Here is a 13,159-nt window from a genome sequence, read left to right as displayed (position 1 = left end):
TTGCTTGAATTTATGCAAACGATGTTAGGCGATGAGCGGCTTGTCGAAGCTCTCGAGTCGAGGCCACTCGTCTGTGTCGCTCCAATACTTCGTGCGCGCCTTGTCGATTTGCAGCTCGATATAGCCACCGCGCTTCCGCCCGTGCTTGACGATCAGGTCGGAGGGCATCGCGATCAGATCAAAGGCGATGGGGCCTGTCATCACAACGCCGATCACGAACGCGTTCTCGTGGCCCGCCGGCACGGTGAACTTGACCTTGTTCTCCTCGGGGTGCCCGAGCACGACGGATATCTCGTGATGCGACCCGCGGATGATCGCGAGGATGTCGGCGTAGCTCGCACGCGGATCGTCCTCCTTGAAGAACGAGGGCGCGCCGCCGGCCAGCTGGATCAGACCGGCTACCAGGTTCACGGCGCCCGGGGCCGCTGCATTCCGCTGAGCCTTATCGACTGCACTCTTATCGGGCACGAAGCCCAGGGACAGCCAGCTCTCGTCCGCTCGCAGCACTTCCGCGAGTTTCGCCATCTTCTCGGGGCGGGGACGTGCCTCGCCGGAAAACCATTTGCGGGAGGTCTCAACTGAGACGTCCAATTTTTCAGCAATCCAAGCCTGGCGCCCTTTGTTGAAGGGCGGTACCCGACCGTGCAGGTCGCAGGCTTGCTCAAGACGTTTTGCAAAAGCAGTATCGGTCAATCGCTTCGGAGAATCAGCCATCACTCGCTACTCTGCGGAACTGCCGCATCGGGTTACTTCCAACTAACAGTTGAGAAATTAACTAACAGCTTTCTTGAAGTCAACACTGACTTACGCCAGAAATCCGCCATATTTCAAGTCAGTAGCCGTATCCGGACGGCGTCATTAACAGCATCTTGGGTCACACCCTTGGAATTCATGGTTGCGTAAGCAACTTCATCCATCGTCCCCCGCGCGAGAATGTGGTGGCCTGTTACCAGGGGGTGTTGCTGACCAGGGCGCGGTAATCGCTTATTAAACTGCTGGTATAATTCTAAGCTCCAAGTCATGCCGTACCAAACGCAGATGTGGCCGCCGAACTGCATGTTGAGGCCGTGCCCGATCGAAGCTGGATGGGCCAATCCAATTCCGATCTTTTTCGCGTTCCACAGCTTAACGAAGTTCGGCTCCTCATCGAATATCACCGCGTTCGGGAAGGCCTTCCTGATGCGATCGCGGTCGAAGCGAAAACTGTATGCGACAAGCACAGATTCGCCAGCCGCTTCTTCAATGATTCGTTCGAGAGGTTCTAACTTCGCGTCGTGGATTGGAACTGCCGGCGGACGGATTTTCCGGCCGGTGACTTCGTCGATCACGGCTTCCTGGTACATGCTGCCATTGGCGAATTGGAGCAGCTTGTTGGTCAGCACACCGCGATTCACGGCCTCGACGTCATAGGCTTCGGAGACGAGTGTTCGTTCGAATCGCTTGTACTCGCGCATCGCCTTGTCGGGCAGGTCGACCTTGATGACGTTGCGCACGAACGGCGGTAGTTCGATATAGTCTTCCGCTCGCATGCCGATCATCACGTCCTTGACCAGGCCGATGATCTCTTTGTGCGCGTGCGCCTTCGGTTCGAGCTTGTAGCCCATGTAGTCGCTGTCGAACCACCGCTGCTCAAAAGCGGTCTTGTTCGCGCCCAGGCGCCGGCCGCCGTCGAGCATATAGATTTGCCCGCCGAGATCCTTGACGCCGTTGGGGGAGGGCGTGCCGGTGAGCTCGACAAAGCGATCGACGTGGGCTCGAGCCTGCGCCATCGCGCCGAATTCGGTGAGCGCGCGCTTGCCGGTCTTTGGATGTTTCTTCGCGGTGCGCTTCTTCCAAGCCTTCAAACGACTGGACTCGTCCCAGACGACCATGTCGTAGGGCCACTTGTCTCCCCAAAGCGCCCAGAGCCACCGGATATTCTCGCGGTTGATGATGTGGATGTCGGCTTCCATGTGCGCGCGAGCACGCCGTTGGGCTTCCGGACCGGTCAGAACCTCAAATGACAACACCCGCGTATGCTTCCAAGCCGCGATCTCGTCCGGCCAGGTCTCCTCGGCGACACGCAGCGGGGCGACGATCAGCACGCGCTTGACGATGAAGAAGTCGAGCAGCTTCCGAATGGCAGTCAGCGTCGCGGCCGTCTTGCCGAGCCCCATGTCCACGGCCAGCATGACCGCTTCCAGCTCGAACACGATGTCGGCGAGGTAGTTCTGATAGTGCCGGAGGTCGTCCCGATCGCGGATGCTGCTGACGACGTTGCCGAGCAGCTCAGCGATGTCGTCGAGAGACGGGCCGCCGTTGTGACCTAGCAGGAAGGCGATGTCGCGATCAGCGGAGGACTTCAAGACCGTCCTCGATATTGTCGATCACGTGGACTTCGGCACCATGGGCCTTCAGCCGCAAATGCTCGCGGTCCTGTCCTGGACGCGGCAGTTTGCCCTTCTGCTTGAATTCGATGAACACGACGCGGCCTCCGCGGATGAAAAGTCGATCAGCGGCAGCGCGCCGACCGATATATTTGAACTTGCGCACCAGCCAGCCGTTGGCTTGGGCGCGCTCGCACACTGCGTTTTCGATTTCGCTTTCGATCATAGAGCTGCCGCTAGAAAGAGTTCGGGATTAACGTTCGATCTGGATGAGCGCGCGGCGTAACCGACATCGTCGAGGATGTCGTGCGCTTCGCGAATGTACCAATCGTAGTCGACATCGTCAGGGAAGGTGTCCGGCAGCTCCATGAGCGGCTTTGCGCCGTCGGTCCGCGGCACCTTGTTGCCGTTCAGCCTGTACTTGATTTCGCCGCTGGCCTCCGTGGAATAGTACCAGCGGATCGCCTTGCCGAGATACATGCCGTCCTTCACCGCGCCGCCCTTGACCGTACGGATCGTGACGAAGCGGCGAATGTCCGTGCACGCGTGAATGGTCTGATCGATCGGAACGCCTTTCGTGAGGTAGGCGACCACCGCGTCAGAACAGACCTCGTTGAGCGGCGACGGCCACGAGCTCGCGACGATCTTGGGTTCGGCGTAGGCGCCCTTTTTCTTCACCGAGCCGTCGGTCTTCACGGCGATGTAGTTGTTCACGTCGCGCGAGTAGAGGGCGCTGTACTCGGTCTCCTCGGTCTCGAACCCCGTGCGCTTCTCCCACTCGCGAATGACCGCTTCCAACTCATCCCGGCGGTCGACCGGGCAGACGATGACGATGCCGTCGGTGTTGGCGCTGATCACGCGGAAGCCCGCGCGCTCGACCATCTCGATCTGCATGAGTAGCGACAGTTGCCCGCCGATCGTGACTTGGATCATCAAATCGGGCGCGAACAGCACCGACCATTTCGATCCCAACTTGCCGAAGGCGCCGTTGTTGACGATCTTCAAGCTGCCCGAGGCGTCCTCGTTCGACTTCAATTCTTGCTTCAGCAGAGCGGCTTCGTCGTTCGCGCGCTTGATCAGCTTCTTCAGCTCGTCGACGCGATCCTTGGCTTTGTTGCGGCGCTCGACCGACGACCGGAACACCCGGAGGAAGATCGGGCCGAGATGCTGCGGGTATAGGCCCAGGTTGAGAATGATCTGGGGATAGTAGCCGCGAACGTCGCGATCCACGAGCCTCGTACTCTCGTCGGCAAGGTGCGCAACCGACTTCTCGGACGAGTGCAGACCGCCGATGCCCATCCGATAAATCGACTGCCCGATCTTAATTTTTGCCTTCTTCAACACGTCCGGCATAAGCACCTTGCCGCTCGCGGAAATGGCGAAGTCAGCGCTCCGGACGTTGTCGAGAACGGCGTTGAGCTCCGGCGTCTCGTAGCGAATGAAGTCGGGAACGCGATACTTGTAGGTCGCGCCGGCTTTGAGTTTGGGCTTCTTCGGCTCCTCTCCGGTGAGCCGCTTCAGCTCTTTCTTGATCACCGCCTCGGCGATCTGCGCGTCCGATTTCGAGCGCAGATCCACGCCGTACTGTTTGCTCATCGTCTCGCGAAGGACCAACTGCTCGCGAAGCGTCTGCATCAGCAGGCCGGTGGCGGCCAGGTCGTTGACGCAATAGTCCGAGACGATATCCATCTCGGCATGAGTGAGCACAGCATCCTCATCAACCGGCAGGTCTTGCATCCGCCGGCCGTGCATTTTGCCGTTGTAAATCTTGAGGCTGTTCTGCCCTGGTGCGATCTCGATCAGGTCGACATGGTCGCACTGGATCAGCTCGAAATCATAGGTGCGCGAGATTTCCCATGGCTTCGCGTCATCCTTGATGATCTCGTTGGCGATCTGCTTCAGCGCCTTGTTGCTGAAGCCGGCCAGGGCGGCCGACACGACGGGGATGTCGAAGGGGATCGAGTTGAAGCCGACCGTGCAGTATTCGTCGAGCACCTGGCGCAGCTTCTTCCGGTCAAGCACGCATCGGTCGGATTTCTCCAACCGAAGCACCTTGCCGGTCTTGATCGACTTAAAGGCCGCCAGGAAGTAGTTCCAGTAGACCTCGGTGTCGAACAGCGCGGCGTCGGCTAGCGATGTCTTCATCTAGTCTTCTGTAGGCCCGTGATCAATGTGACGACGGGCTGACCGACGACCCTGACATCGCGTTCCTTCTGAAACAGGATATCCAGTTTGTTTTTCGCCTCGCGACCAGCGGCGTTGAAAATCTGTTCGGCCGACGAGCCGACATCCCAACAGGCGGCGTCGACCTCAACTGTCAGCGACACACGCGCCGTGGCGAACAGTTCCCGTTTTTCACTCATGGCATTGCTCCGATGAAGGGAAAGAGGGGTGCCGGTCGCCCGACACCCCGAGGTTCGACTTAGCCGAGAAGGTCGTCACCATCGTCGTCATCGTCGTCGAGAGACCGGCCCCGCCGCGCCGGCTTCCCGCCATTCTCCTCATCGTCGTCCTCGCCTTCGCCGAGATCATCGAATGCATCGTCGTCGAGGGGAGCCGCGCCAAACGCTTCGCCGTTTTTCACGAACTGGATGCCTTCAAGAGAGGCATTGATGCGTCTGCCGTGTTCGTTGTCCTGGGCCCAAACGTTGACGATCATGTTGACGTAGCAGCCGGAATAGATTTTTCCGTCTTCTTCGGTCAACGGGGTTTTATCCCGATCGATGATCTTCGGTCGCTTGGAGTTGGACGCCGAGACGTAGTACATGCCTTCGTAGCCGTCCCAATCCTCTTGATCCCCGTCTCGCATACAGAGCTTTTCGGGTTTCAGTTTGGGTGGGTTTTTCGGCCACTTGTTGTCGCGCGCTTCGGTCATCGCGGCTTTCATTTTTGCGATGTTCTTCTTGCCCTGTTCGGTCTTTTTATCGATCAAACCTGAGCAGTTGAACTTCGCCGCTCCGACATTGCCGTCCTTGTCCGGCTTCGGCTTCTGCGCACGAAACACATGAGCAAAAGACAGACGGACGTTTTCGAGACGCACTTGAACATTGGTGTTTTCTTTAGCCATAGGGGCCATACCTTTCATATTTAGCCGAGCAGATCGCTCGTTTCGCCGACATCGTCGAGGTCGTCGAACAGATCGGCGGTCGGCGTAATCGCCTCCCGCTCATCGGTGTCAGGGACGAGCATGGGTTTGCCGTCGTCCTGGGTGATCAGCTTCTTCGCAGCGCCCCAATCCTTCGTGGACAGCAAATTCTCGGCCTGCGGTGCGGATATCAACTTGGAGGTGAAAGCCTTCTCACGCGAAAGCCGCTTCAGAAGGAAACCCTCTGCAACCGTCGGGTCGATCCAGCGGCGATCGCCCTTGCGGCCTGTTACAGCTTTGAGCCCTGGTGTGGGATCGCCTGCCAGGGCATCAGCAAGGCAGTCGGTGTGGAGCTGCTGAAGCCACTTCGTAAACATGCTGGCGTGCCGGACCACGTAGCTGCGACGCTCAGGTGTGAGCCGACGTGGCAGATCCGGCTTATCGTCAAGCTCGGCGTCGAGATCATCGAATTGTTGGCTGATGATGTCGAGCTGGAAGCGGTCGTATTCGTCGCAGCCGGTCTTCGCGGCCGGGCAGAAGTAGCACCCCTTTTCGGAGGCGGTGCGAGGTGCGTTCGGATCGCGGGTCGCTTCGGCGGCCGCCTTCACTTCCTCGCCAAATTCAAGCAGCTCCTCAAGGGTGCATTCCCACTCGCCGCCACCGCCTGCGCAGCGCGGCTGATCGACGATGAGCAGGAAATTCGTGGCATCGGTCAGATGGCGTGCGACGTTGTCCCAGAACCCGAGCGCATAGATCATCATCTGACGATTGCGCTTCGGCGAGACGGGGACGCCGGCGCCGAATTTGAGATCCTTGATGACGATCAGCTTCTTGCCGACGATACCGGTGTCGAGCGTGCCGCCCTGGCGACGACCTTTACGATCGAGACCGACCCACCTCGTCGTGTCGACGCGATACTCGACGAACATCTTGCCGGCGAATTCACGGACGCGATCGATACCAGGTTGAAGGGCGCGAATCCATTCGGGCTTGACCTCGAAATCGAACCCGTCAGCTGACATCTTGCGACCGAGGAAGATGTCGGGATCGCAGCCAAGCAGCAGGCAGGTCTCATGGATCGTGTGAGCGCAAGTGCCTTCGGCCGCGTAGATGGTCGTCTTGTCAGGCAATCCGCGGGTGGCGTTGATATAGCCGTGGCAGACCATCCACGAGTCGGCGCCCGATGGTGCGTGTTCGGAATGACCCTCGCTCATTTGCTTTCCTCAATGGACGACTGCACGAGCAGAGCCGCATCCCGAATCCGACTGCGGGCCTTGGCAATCGCGACGCCGTTCTTGCATTCCTCGCGCGCCAGCAACTCCGAAGCCGCGGTTTCGACTTCGCGCAGCTCGCGCATCAGCCGTTCGAGCTTCGATAGTTGCTTCTTCCATTGCGCGTTCACTTTAATCTCTCAGGCGACGGGGGTCGCATACCGCTCTAGCTGCCTGTATTCAGCCAGTGATATCCGGTACAGGTTGTGCTGCTCGCTCCGGCCACGGCTCCTGCGTTGCCCCCGGCGCCTAATTTCTATTCACCGTCGAGTTTGATGCGGATCGAGAGCGGGTTGTCGTGGCTGCTCGCCGATCCGGAGACGACAATGGCTGCCTTGCCGCTGAGCAGCGCGCCGATGACTAGGATGCCGCGATCAGCGAGGGCGTCGAATTTTGCCTCCCGTTCCGCGCGTTCCTGGTATTTCTGTTCCATTGCCATGCGAAGCTCCTTCTTCAGTTGTTGACGTGCGTCGTAGTGCTGTTTTGGCGTCATCGCTGCTATCGGCAGTACCGCCCGCGCAACTGGCGCAAGCCGGCGAACACCACGCGGATGTCGCGCATCGAAATCTTGGTTTCGTGATGGAGCAGCACGACGATCGCGTGCTCGTTGAGGCCCGACTTCTTGAGCGACTCAAGGGCTTCGCCGATCCGAACGATGGCCTCGGCTAGAACTTCCTTGCGCTCGGGCTGCGCGGGGTCTTTCTTGACGCTGATCCGTGCCATCAGACGATCACTCCCAGGGCTTTCGCGACCTTCTGGGTGGTCTCGAATTCCATGCGGCGCATGCGATAGACGTCTGGCTTGACCTTCTGCTCGCAGGCCTGCTCCATCGTCGCGATGCCATAGTTCACCTGACGCCTGGCCTCGGCGAACGGGGTCGTCGCAAGCGTGAGCTCGAGGATCTGTCTATCGGTGAGCCGCTTGATGTCGGTCGGCTCAGTCGGAGCCGGTGCGTCGAGCAGGGCACCGATGTCGAGCTTTCGGACAGCACGGAAGCCGGGCGTCTTGCCGCCAACGTGCTCTTTGAAACCGAGCACCCGCCAGTTCTGCCCATCGGCGCCGGTGCACTTGGCGACATTGACCTCGCCAGCGTACTCGACGATCCAGAATTCCCCGCGCGCTGCCATCAGCGCACCGGACGATCTGGAAAGGGCGACTTGGCGCGGGCTTCTGCGTAGGTGCGGGCATAACGCCAGTTGCGGGAGCGGTTCAGGCCGGGGCGCGGCAAGCGCGAGGGCCGCGGCTTCGGCGCCGGACGGCTCAACGGTCGCTCCTTCGGATCGATAGTCGACGTCACGACATCGTCTGTAATGCGGCCCGCGCCGGTCATTGCCGCCGCTGCCGCGAGGCCTAAACCGCTGCCGAGGCTGAGAATGCGTCTCATTCTATCGTCTCCCTACGACTCTTCGGTGGAAGGTCGGCCCGTCGCTACTGTCGGCGCTCGCCCGGGGCTGGACCGGCGTGCTGCGCATTTGGCTTCCGACCTTCCGCCGAAAAGTCCCCCGGGCTGAGCCGGGGAACCGTTCGATCTCAACAAACAGTTGAGACTTAGGACAAGAGATCGTCTTCTTCCTCGCCTTCGGCCTCGCCGGCATCGTCCGAGGAAATGGCGAAGTCGGGGTCCTTGATGCTCGCCTTGACCCATTCGATGACCTGGGCGCGATCGGAAGCCGCGATCTTCTTCGCGTTGGCGGCGTCGACCTTGGCGAGGACCGACTTGAAGAAGGCCTTGCGCGTGGCAAGCAGCTTCTCGTCGTCGGTGCCGAGGAACTTTGCGAGGGCCGCGTTGAACTTGTCCTCGGGGATCTCGTCGCCGCTCGTTTCCTTGGCGGTCTCCTTGGGCGGCTTCGCGTCCTTCGGCGGCTTCGCGTCCTTGTCGGGTTTGCCGCCCGCGATCGTCGCGAGAGCCTTGTCGCCGCGCGCGTTGGCCGCGGCGAGCAGGGCGTTGTTCTTCACAATATTTTCGTTGAGTTCTTTGATCGCTGCCTCAAGGGACATGCACCGTTTCTCCGGAATGGGTGATTTGCAGTGAGACAACAAAATCACGGCCTCATACGCAATGTCAACTAACAGATGAGAAAAAATATCGAGGTTGACTCTCGCGGCTTGGTTCAACTAGCGTCTCACGCATTATCGAGGAGTCGGGAATGTCTAAACCTAAGAAGGGCGGGCTGGTGGCGATCGTCACGCTAGACCCGGAGACCGGCGAATATTCGCGCGGTCCGCTCTATGACGTGCTGAAAAAAGCCTTCCCTCATCTGGTGCGCAAGAACGGGCAGAAGATGCTCGACCTGCGCGCGGTCGCCGAGAAGCTCGGCTACACGCACGAGGGCATCTGCAAACCCGTCCGCACGAATCGCTGTGTGCCGGCGCTGGCGATGCTTGTTGTGGAAAAGGCGCGCGGTCGCGTCTCGATCGAAGAATTCTATCCGTTCGTCTTCAAGAAATAAGGTTGTCGCGTGCTCGACCAAGCCGAACGGCTGTCGAGTTGGGGGTTCGCTCTACATTGGCTGCGACCGCGCTCCAAGGCGCCGGTCAACGATAGCTGGTCGACAGAGCGCGTCGCTTCACTCGCCACCCTCAAGAAGACCTATCGCGAAGGGTATAACCTCGGTGTGCGCCTCGGCGAGCCGTCGTTTCTTCACGATCTCTATCTGCATTGCATCGATCTCGACATCCGCGACGCCGACAAGACCGATGAGGCCAGGGCCGCGCTGCTCGAATTGATTCCCGAAGCGCGCTCACTGCCATCCGTCATCTCCGGATCGCTCGGTGAGAGTCGCCACCTGTATTTCCTGACCGAACGACCATTTCCTTCGAAAAAGCTGCGGCATTCGTCGGAAAAAATTATCGGGAAGGACAAAAAGAGCCATTGGGCATGGGAAATCGAGCGGTTTGGCACCGGCAAGCAAGTCGTCGTGCCACCGTCGGTCCATCCGGACACCGGCAAGCGGTACAAATGGGAGCGTGAGTGGCCCGCGGATCTCGTCGAGCTCGGCGTCGGCCCCGTCATTTCCGCCGCTCGAGTCGCGTCCTGGGAGCCGCCGAGCCGCGACGAAACCGACGTCCGGACCAATCCGCTCGGCCTTTCCGTCGCCGATGCGAAGGATATTCTCGCCGATCTGCCCACCGACACCTGGCGCGAGGACCGCGATGGGTGGTTGCAGGTCGGCATGGCGCTGCATCACGAGTTCAGCGGCAGCAAAGAAGGCTTCAAGCTCTGGGTTGAGTTCTCCGCTGCCTCTGACAAGTACGATCCGGAAGATCAACGGCGAGTTTGGCGATCATTCCGCCAATCGGGCAAGCCGGTTCGCATGGCGACGCTCCTATCGGCCGCAAAAGAAGTGCGGTTGATGAGCGCCTTCGACGATCTCGGCGACGATGACGACGATGGCGCTGCCCTCGGCGAAACCGATCCCATCTCTGATGACGTAGACAATCTGCTCGGCGCCGATGACACCGCGGGCGAGCAGCCGGAGCGCGTGCGCAAGCTAAAACAAGCTGAAGTGCATCACGATCTCGGCCACGTTCCGAAGCGGATCGCGAAGCTGAACAAGCGCTATGCCTGCGCGGCGGTCAAAGGCAAAACCGTGATCCTGACGTTTGAGCATGATGGCACGACGTCCTACGGCTCGGTGCACGACCTCTATAATTTCTACGAGAACGATCGCGTCGCCACCGAGAAGTCCACCGAGCCGGTGACGAAAGCGTGGATGCGCCACAAGGCACGCCGCAGCTATCCGAATGGTATCGTCTTCGCACCGCAGGGCGGACCCGAAGGAGCCTACAACCACTGGCAAGGTTTTGCCGTCGAGCCCGATCCATCGTCATCGTGCGCGCGCTTCCTCGACCACCTGCGCGAGAACGTCTGTGCCGGCGACGAGACCGCCTATCAATGGGTGATCCGCTGGCTTGCGCACATGATTCAGCGGCCGTGGGAGAAGCCTGGTACCGCGCTCGTGCTGCGAGGCCGCAAGGGTGCCGGCAAGGACACGATCGGCGATTACGTCGGTGGCCTGTTCCCGTCGCATCACACGAAAATCTCCAACCCCGAGCATCTGGTCGGCCGCTTCAACGCTCACCAGGAAAAGACGCTGCTGCTGCACGTCGAAGAAGGCTTTTGGGCCGGCGACAAGAAGGCCGAGGGGCAGCTTAAGCACGTCATCACGTCCGAACAGGTGATGATCGAGAGCAAAGGCATCAACGCATTTCAGGTCGCGTCGGTGCTACGCATCATGATCAGCTCGAACGAAGATTGGGTCGTGCCGGCGACGTTCGATGAGCGCCGCTTCTGCGTGCTCAACGTGGCCGATACCAGGGCGAAAGACACCGTTTACTTCGCCAAGCTCCGCGACGAGATGCACAACGGCGGGCGCGCCGCGCTGCTGCACCATCTGCTGTCGCTCGACCTGACCGGCTTCGACGTGCGCAACCCACCGATGACCACTGGCTTGCGCGACCAGAAGCTTGCCTCGCTCCGCGGCGTAGAGCAATGGCTATTTGAGGTCCTGTCATCCGGCCGCGCGCCGGGCGACCCCATGTTCGAGGACGTCGAACTGTCGTGGGACGAAGCACCAATCAAGGTTTCCACAGACGATTTCCGCCTGAATTACGAAGATTGGCTGAGGCGACGTCGATATCAGGGCGATCCGCTCAACGCTGCACGTTTTGGAACTCGCGTGCATCAGATTTTTCCCTCGATCGCCAAAATCAGGCCTCGATCAGACGGAAAAAGGCAGCTCTTCTATGTAATTCCGTGCCTCTCGAAGTGTCGCGCAGAGTTCGAAAAGATGTTAGGCTGCGAAGTCGACTGGGCTTCCGAGTTCAGCGAAACTGACGACTTGCTCGGCTAAGCCACGATACGTTGTGCAGAGAGTTCCGCCAAACCGGATGCCTGAGTTTAGCAGGCGCGATGACTCTGGCTCTCTCCCGCCAACGCACCGGAGCGCCCTAGTCCCGCTTTGCTATCATTCGATAAATGTGACCGGGGCCGAATTGTGGGTCGAACATTTCTGACACATCGGTAGCGCTTGCGCTCATTTCGGCGCGCTGCTCATCAAGCCACCTGTCCACTCCCGCTGCCAATGCGTCGCAAAATTTACTCATCAGCGCCACGATATCGCCGAGAGGCAGCAAAACGCCAAAGGCTTGCAGCACGAAATGGTCAACAGGAATCCGGAACTGTCTGAATGGCATCGGCGCGCCCTTCAACTGCACCGAACGTTCTAGCGCCGTATTGATGAGTATGACCGCATGGTACTCAAGAACATGACGGTCATCTACGCACGCTCCGGCCTTTAAATCGATACTCGCCCTAACCACGGTCGCAAATGAAAGCGCACCAAGGATTGGCGGCATAGGCTCTTTCATGGCTTTAAATGCGTCTATTCGCTGTGGAATATGCCGCATCCAGTTTCGAACCTTTTGCACGTCACTAGCAGCGGCCAGAAACTGCGTTTTCTCCGGAAGGTCTATTTTGTTTCCTTCTGATGCAATTAGATGGCGGAGAAGATCTGCTTGGTCGACAATGCTCCAGGCTAACATCAACGCGCGATGATGATTGACCAAGTCCCGAGTGGAGTCATTGCTTTCGCCGATCATCTGGGAAGCTAACTGCTCAAGATCAGCTAAGGCTGTCTCAGCCATGCCTGTGAGGGCCTGCACCGCACCGTACTTGACACGCTGATCGACGTTGATGAGCCGAGGTGGGTTGATTAACGTTTCGCGCGACAATATTTGCTCCGCTCAATTTGTCGATGATCATCTTCGGGGCGCTAGCGCCGTCAAACTTCGTCTTCCGACCTTAGCTTGCCGCCAGAGTGGCCGTGGTCACCCTTCTACCTATGACCGGTCATGGTGGAATTTCACCACTATGACCGGTCCAACTAGCTGTAAATCCATCGAAATGCTCTGCTGGTCACAGTGGTCAGGGAAAAGCACCGGCAAATCGACCAAAGATGCGCAGACACAAAATTCACTGATCGATGCCTTCCATGAGCGCGCGCATATACGGAGGATGTGCCATGACCACCATGACCACTTTGACCAGATATAAATTATACAATAAAAACAATCCTTTGCAGCCGGTCACAGTGGCATAAAGGTCGAGATTTAGCTGTGGCCGACTGTGACCACGGGGCGGTCGTCTCAATCTGGCTCAGTTCGCAATCTTGATGTTCTTCGGTAATCGAGACGCTGTGAGACAGCAGGCTGAAGTTTCCGATGAAATCGCCGGTGTGCTATATCAAAAATGTCAAAACTCCCCCGATCCCGGGCTCTGCGCCCCCCGCGGCACGAGACAGCCTGAGGAGGGACCCGTAGCCAACCTGATACCCGATGACACTGACTTAGACTGTCATGAGGTAGGTTGTTCGCAATGCATCGATACCCAATGAGACTATGCACATGCATGATCTCATGTTGTCCGCACGCTGGTA

General features: G+C 59.1%; 16 protein-coding genes. 2 read left to right on the top strand and 14 right to left on the bottom strand.

All coding sequences use genetic code 11. The features are described 5' to 3' along the window. Positions 1-24: 24 nt before the first annotated feature. The 13 genes from YUA_RS47140 to YUA_RS0128975 all read right to left on the bottom strand — a co-directional run bounded on the left by YUA_RS47140 (position 25) and on the right by YUA_RS0128975 (position 8,720). On the bottom strand, positions 25-714 hold the full coding sequence (locus YUA_RS47140) for a helix-turn-helix transcriptional regulator (RefSeq protein ID WP_156947326.1): 690 nt from the start codon (positions 712-714) through the stop codon (positions 25-27). Between the two features lie 113 nt (positions 715-827). Then, positions 828-2,345 carry an SNF2-related protein gene (locus YUA_RS0129030; protein ID WP_051383443.1) on the bottom strand — a complete coding sequence of 506 codons (1,518 nt, stop codon included), beginning with the start codon at positions 2,343-2,345 and terminating at the stop codon, positions 828-830. Continuing rightward, positions 2,329-2,592 carry a hypothetical protein gene (locus YUA_RS0129025; protein ID WP_027533842.1) on the bottom strand — a complete coding sequence of 88 codons (264 nt, stop codon included), beginning with the start codon at positions 2,590-2,592 and terminating at the stop codon, positions 2,329-2,331. The genes YUA_RS0129030 and YUA_RS0129025 overlap by 17 nt, the downstream gene beginning before the upstream one ends. After that, positions 2,589-4,511: a hypothetical protein gene (locus tag YUA_RS45395; protein WP_051383442.1), complete on the bottom strand. Its 1,923-nt coding sequence runs from the start codon at positions 4,509-4,511 to the stop codon at positions 2,589-2,591. Before YUA_RS45395 ends, YUA_RS0129025 begins: the two co-directional genes overlap by 4 nt. Next, positions 4,508-4,729 carry a hypothetical protein gene (locus YUA_RS0129015; RefSeq protein WP_027533841.1) on the bottom strand — a complete coding sequence of 74 codons (222 nt, stop codon included), beginning with the start codon at positions 4,727-4,729 and terminating at the stop codon, positions 4,508-4,510. Before YUA_RS0129015 ends, YUA_RS45395 begins: the two co-directional genes overlap by 4 nt. Positions 4,730-4,788: 59 nt before the next feature. Then, complete coding sequence (locus tag YUA_RS45390; RefSeq protein WP_051383441.1) at positions 4,789-5,433, bottom strand: DUF2815 family protein; 645 nt, start codon at positions 5,431-5,433, stop codon at positions 4,789-4,791. 20 nt (positions 5,434-5,453) lie between these two features. After that, complete coding sequence (locus YUA_RS45385; protein ID WP_051383440.1) at positions 5,454-6,665, bottom strand: DUF2800 domain-containing protein; 1,212 nt, start codon at positions 6,663-6,665, stop codon at positions 5,454-5,456. Then, positions 6,662-6,808 (bottom strand): hypothetical protein, encoded by a 147-nt coding sequence (locus tag YUA_RS0129000; RefSeq protein ID WP_156947324.1) that lies wholly within the window; start codon positions 6,806-6,808, stop codon positions 6,662-6,664. The genes YUA_RS45385 and YUA_RS0129000 overlap by 4 nt, the downstream gene beginning before the upstream one ends. Before the next feature lie 170 nt (positions 6,809-6,978). Continuing rightward, positions 6,979-7,215 carry a hypothetical protein gene (locus YUA_RS0128995; RefSeq protein WP_027533839.1) on the bottom strand — a complete coding sequence of 79 codons (237 nt, stop codon included), beginning with the start codon at positions 7,213-7,215 and terminating at the stop codon, positions 6,979-6,981. 5 nt (positions 7,216-7,220) lie between these two features. Continuing rightward, positions 7,221-7,445 (bottom strand): hypothetical protein, encoded by a 225-nt coding sequence (locus YUA_RS0128990; protein ID WP_027533838.1) that lies wholly within the window; start codon positions 7,443-7,445, stop codon positions 7,221-7,223. Further along, entirely contained in the window at positions 7,445-7,849 is a 405-nt protein-coding gene (locus tag YUA_RS0128985; RefSeq protein ID WP_027533837.1) for a hypothetical protein, read from the bottom strand. The genes YUA_RS0128990 and YUA_RS0128985 overlap by 1 nt, the downstream gene beginning before the upstream one ends. Beyond that, complete coding sequence (locus YUA_RS0128980; RefSeq protein WP_156947322.1) at positions 7,849-8,106, bottom strand: hypothetical protein; 258 nt, start codon at positions 8,104-8,106, stop codon at positions 7,849-7,851. Before YUA_RS0128980 ends, YUA_RS0128985 begins: the two co-directional genes overlap by 1 nt. Positions 8,107-8,270: 164 nt before the next feature. Beyond that, complete coding sequence (locus YUA_RS0128975) at positions 8,271-8,720, bottom strand: hypothetical protein (RefSeq protein ID WP_027533835.1); 450 nt, start codon at positions 8,718-8,720, stop codon at positions 8,271-8,273. A gap of 149 nt (positions 8,721-8,869) precedes the next feature. Here YUA_RS0128975 and YUA_RS0128970 point away from each other — a divergent pair, with 149 nt between their 5' ends. Beyond that, complete coding sequence (locus YUA_RS0128970; RefSeq protein ID WP_156947320.1) at positions 8,870-9,172, top strand: hypothetical protein; 303 nt, start codon at positions 8,870-8,872, stop codon at positions 9,170-9,172. A gap of 9 nt (positions 9,173-9,181) precedes the next feature. After that, positions 9,182-11,575, top strand: coding sequence for a DUF5906 domain-containing protein (locus YUA_RS47135; protein ID WP_027533833.1), 2,394 nt, complete (start codon positions 9,182-9,184; stop codon positions 11,573-11,575). A 97-nt stretch (positions 11,576-11,672) separates the two neighbouring features. Here YUA_RS47135 and YUA_RS0128960 read toward each other — a convergent pair whose 3' ends face one another. After that, a complete protein-coding gene (locus YUA_RS0128960; RefSeq protein ID WP_027533832.1) occupies positions 11,673-12,455 on the bottom strand; it encodes a hypothetical protein in 783 nt (260 codons plus the stop codon). Between the last annotated feature and the right edge of the window lie 704 nt (positions 12,456-13,159).

It is taken from the genome of Bradyrhizobium sp. WSM3983 (assembly GCF_000473045.1).
Lineage (GTDB): Bacteria > Pseudomonadota > Alphaproteobacteria > Rhizobiales > Xanthobacteraceae > Bradyrhizobium.
This window is presented reverse-complemented; position numbering and strand designations above follow the sequence as displayed.

What these genes read in the sequence shown, in the direction of transcription:
- YUA_RS47140 (WP_156947326.1), bottom strand. Translation starts at nt 714, where the DNA reads ATGGCTGATTCTCCGAAGCGATTGACCGATACTGCTTTTGCAAAACGT.
- YUA_RS0129025 (WP_027533842.1), bottom strand. Translation starts at nt 2,592, where the DNA reads ATGATCGAAAGCGAAATCGAAAACGCAGTGTGCGAGCGCGCCCAAGCC.
- YUA_RS45395 (WP_051383442.1), bottom strand. Translation starts at nt 4,511, where the DNA reads ATGAAGACATCGCTAGCCGACGCCGCGCTGTTCGACACCGAGGTCTAC.
- YUA_RS0129015 (WP_027533841.1), bottom strand. Translation starts at nt 4,729, where the DNA reads ATGAGTGAAAAACGGGAACTGTTCGCCACGGCGCGTGTGTCGCTGACA.
- YUA_RS45390 (WP_051383441.1), bottom strand. Translation starts at nt 5,433, where the DNA reads ATGGCTAAAGAAAACACCAATGTTCAAGTGCGTCTCGAAAACGTCCGT.
- YUA_RS45385 (WP_051383440.1), bottom strand. Translation starts at nt 6,665, where the DNA reads ATGAGCGAGGGTCATTCCGAACACGCACCATCGGGCGCCGACTCGTGG.
- YUA_RS0129000 (WP_156947324.1), bottom strand. Translation starts at nt 6,808, where the DNA reads ATGCGCGAGCTGCGCGAAGTCGAAACCGCGGCTTCGGAGTTGCTGGCG.
- YUA_RS0128995 (WP_027533839.1), bottom strand. Translation starts at nt 7,215, where the DNA reads ATGACGCCAAAACAGCACTACGACGCACGTCAACAACTGAAGAAGGAG.
- YUA_RS0128990 (WP_027533838.1), bottom strand. Translation starts at nt 7,445, where the DNA reads ATGGCACGGATCAGCGTCAAGAAAGACCCCGCGCAGCCCGAGCGCAAG.
- YUA_RS0128985 (WP_027533837.1), bottom strand. Translation starts at nt 7,849, where the DNA reads ATGGCAGCGCGCGGGGAATTCTGGATCGTCGAGTACGCTGGCGAGGTC.
- YUA_RS0128980 (WP_156947322.1), bottom strand. Translation starts at nt 8,106, where the DNA reads ATGAGACGCATTCTCAGCCTCGGCAGCGGTTTAGGCCTCGCGGCAGCG.
- YUA_RS0128975 (WP_027533835.1), bottom strand. Translation starts at nt 8,720, where the DNA reads ATGTCCCTTGAGGCAGCGATCAAAGAACTCAACGAAAATATTGTGAAG.
- YUA_RS0128970 (WP_156947320.1), top strand. Translation starts at nt 8,870, where the DNA reads ATGTCTAAACCTAAGAAGGGCGGGCTGGTGGCGATCGTCACGCTAGAC.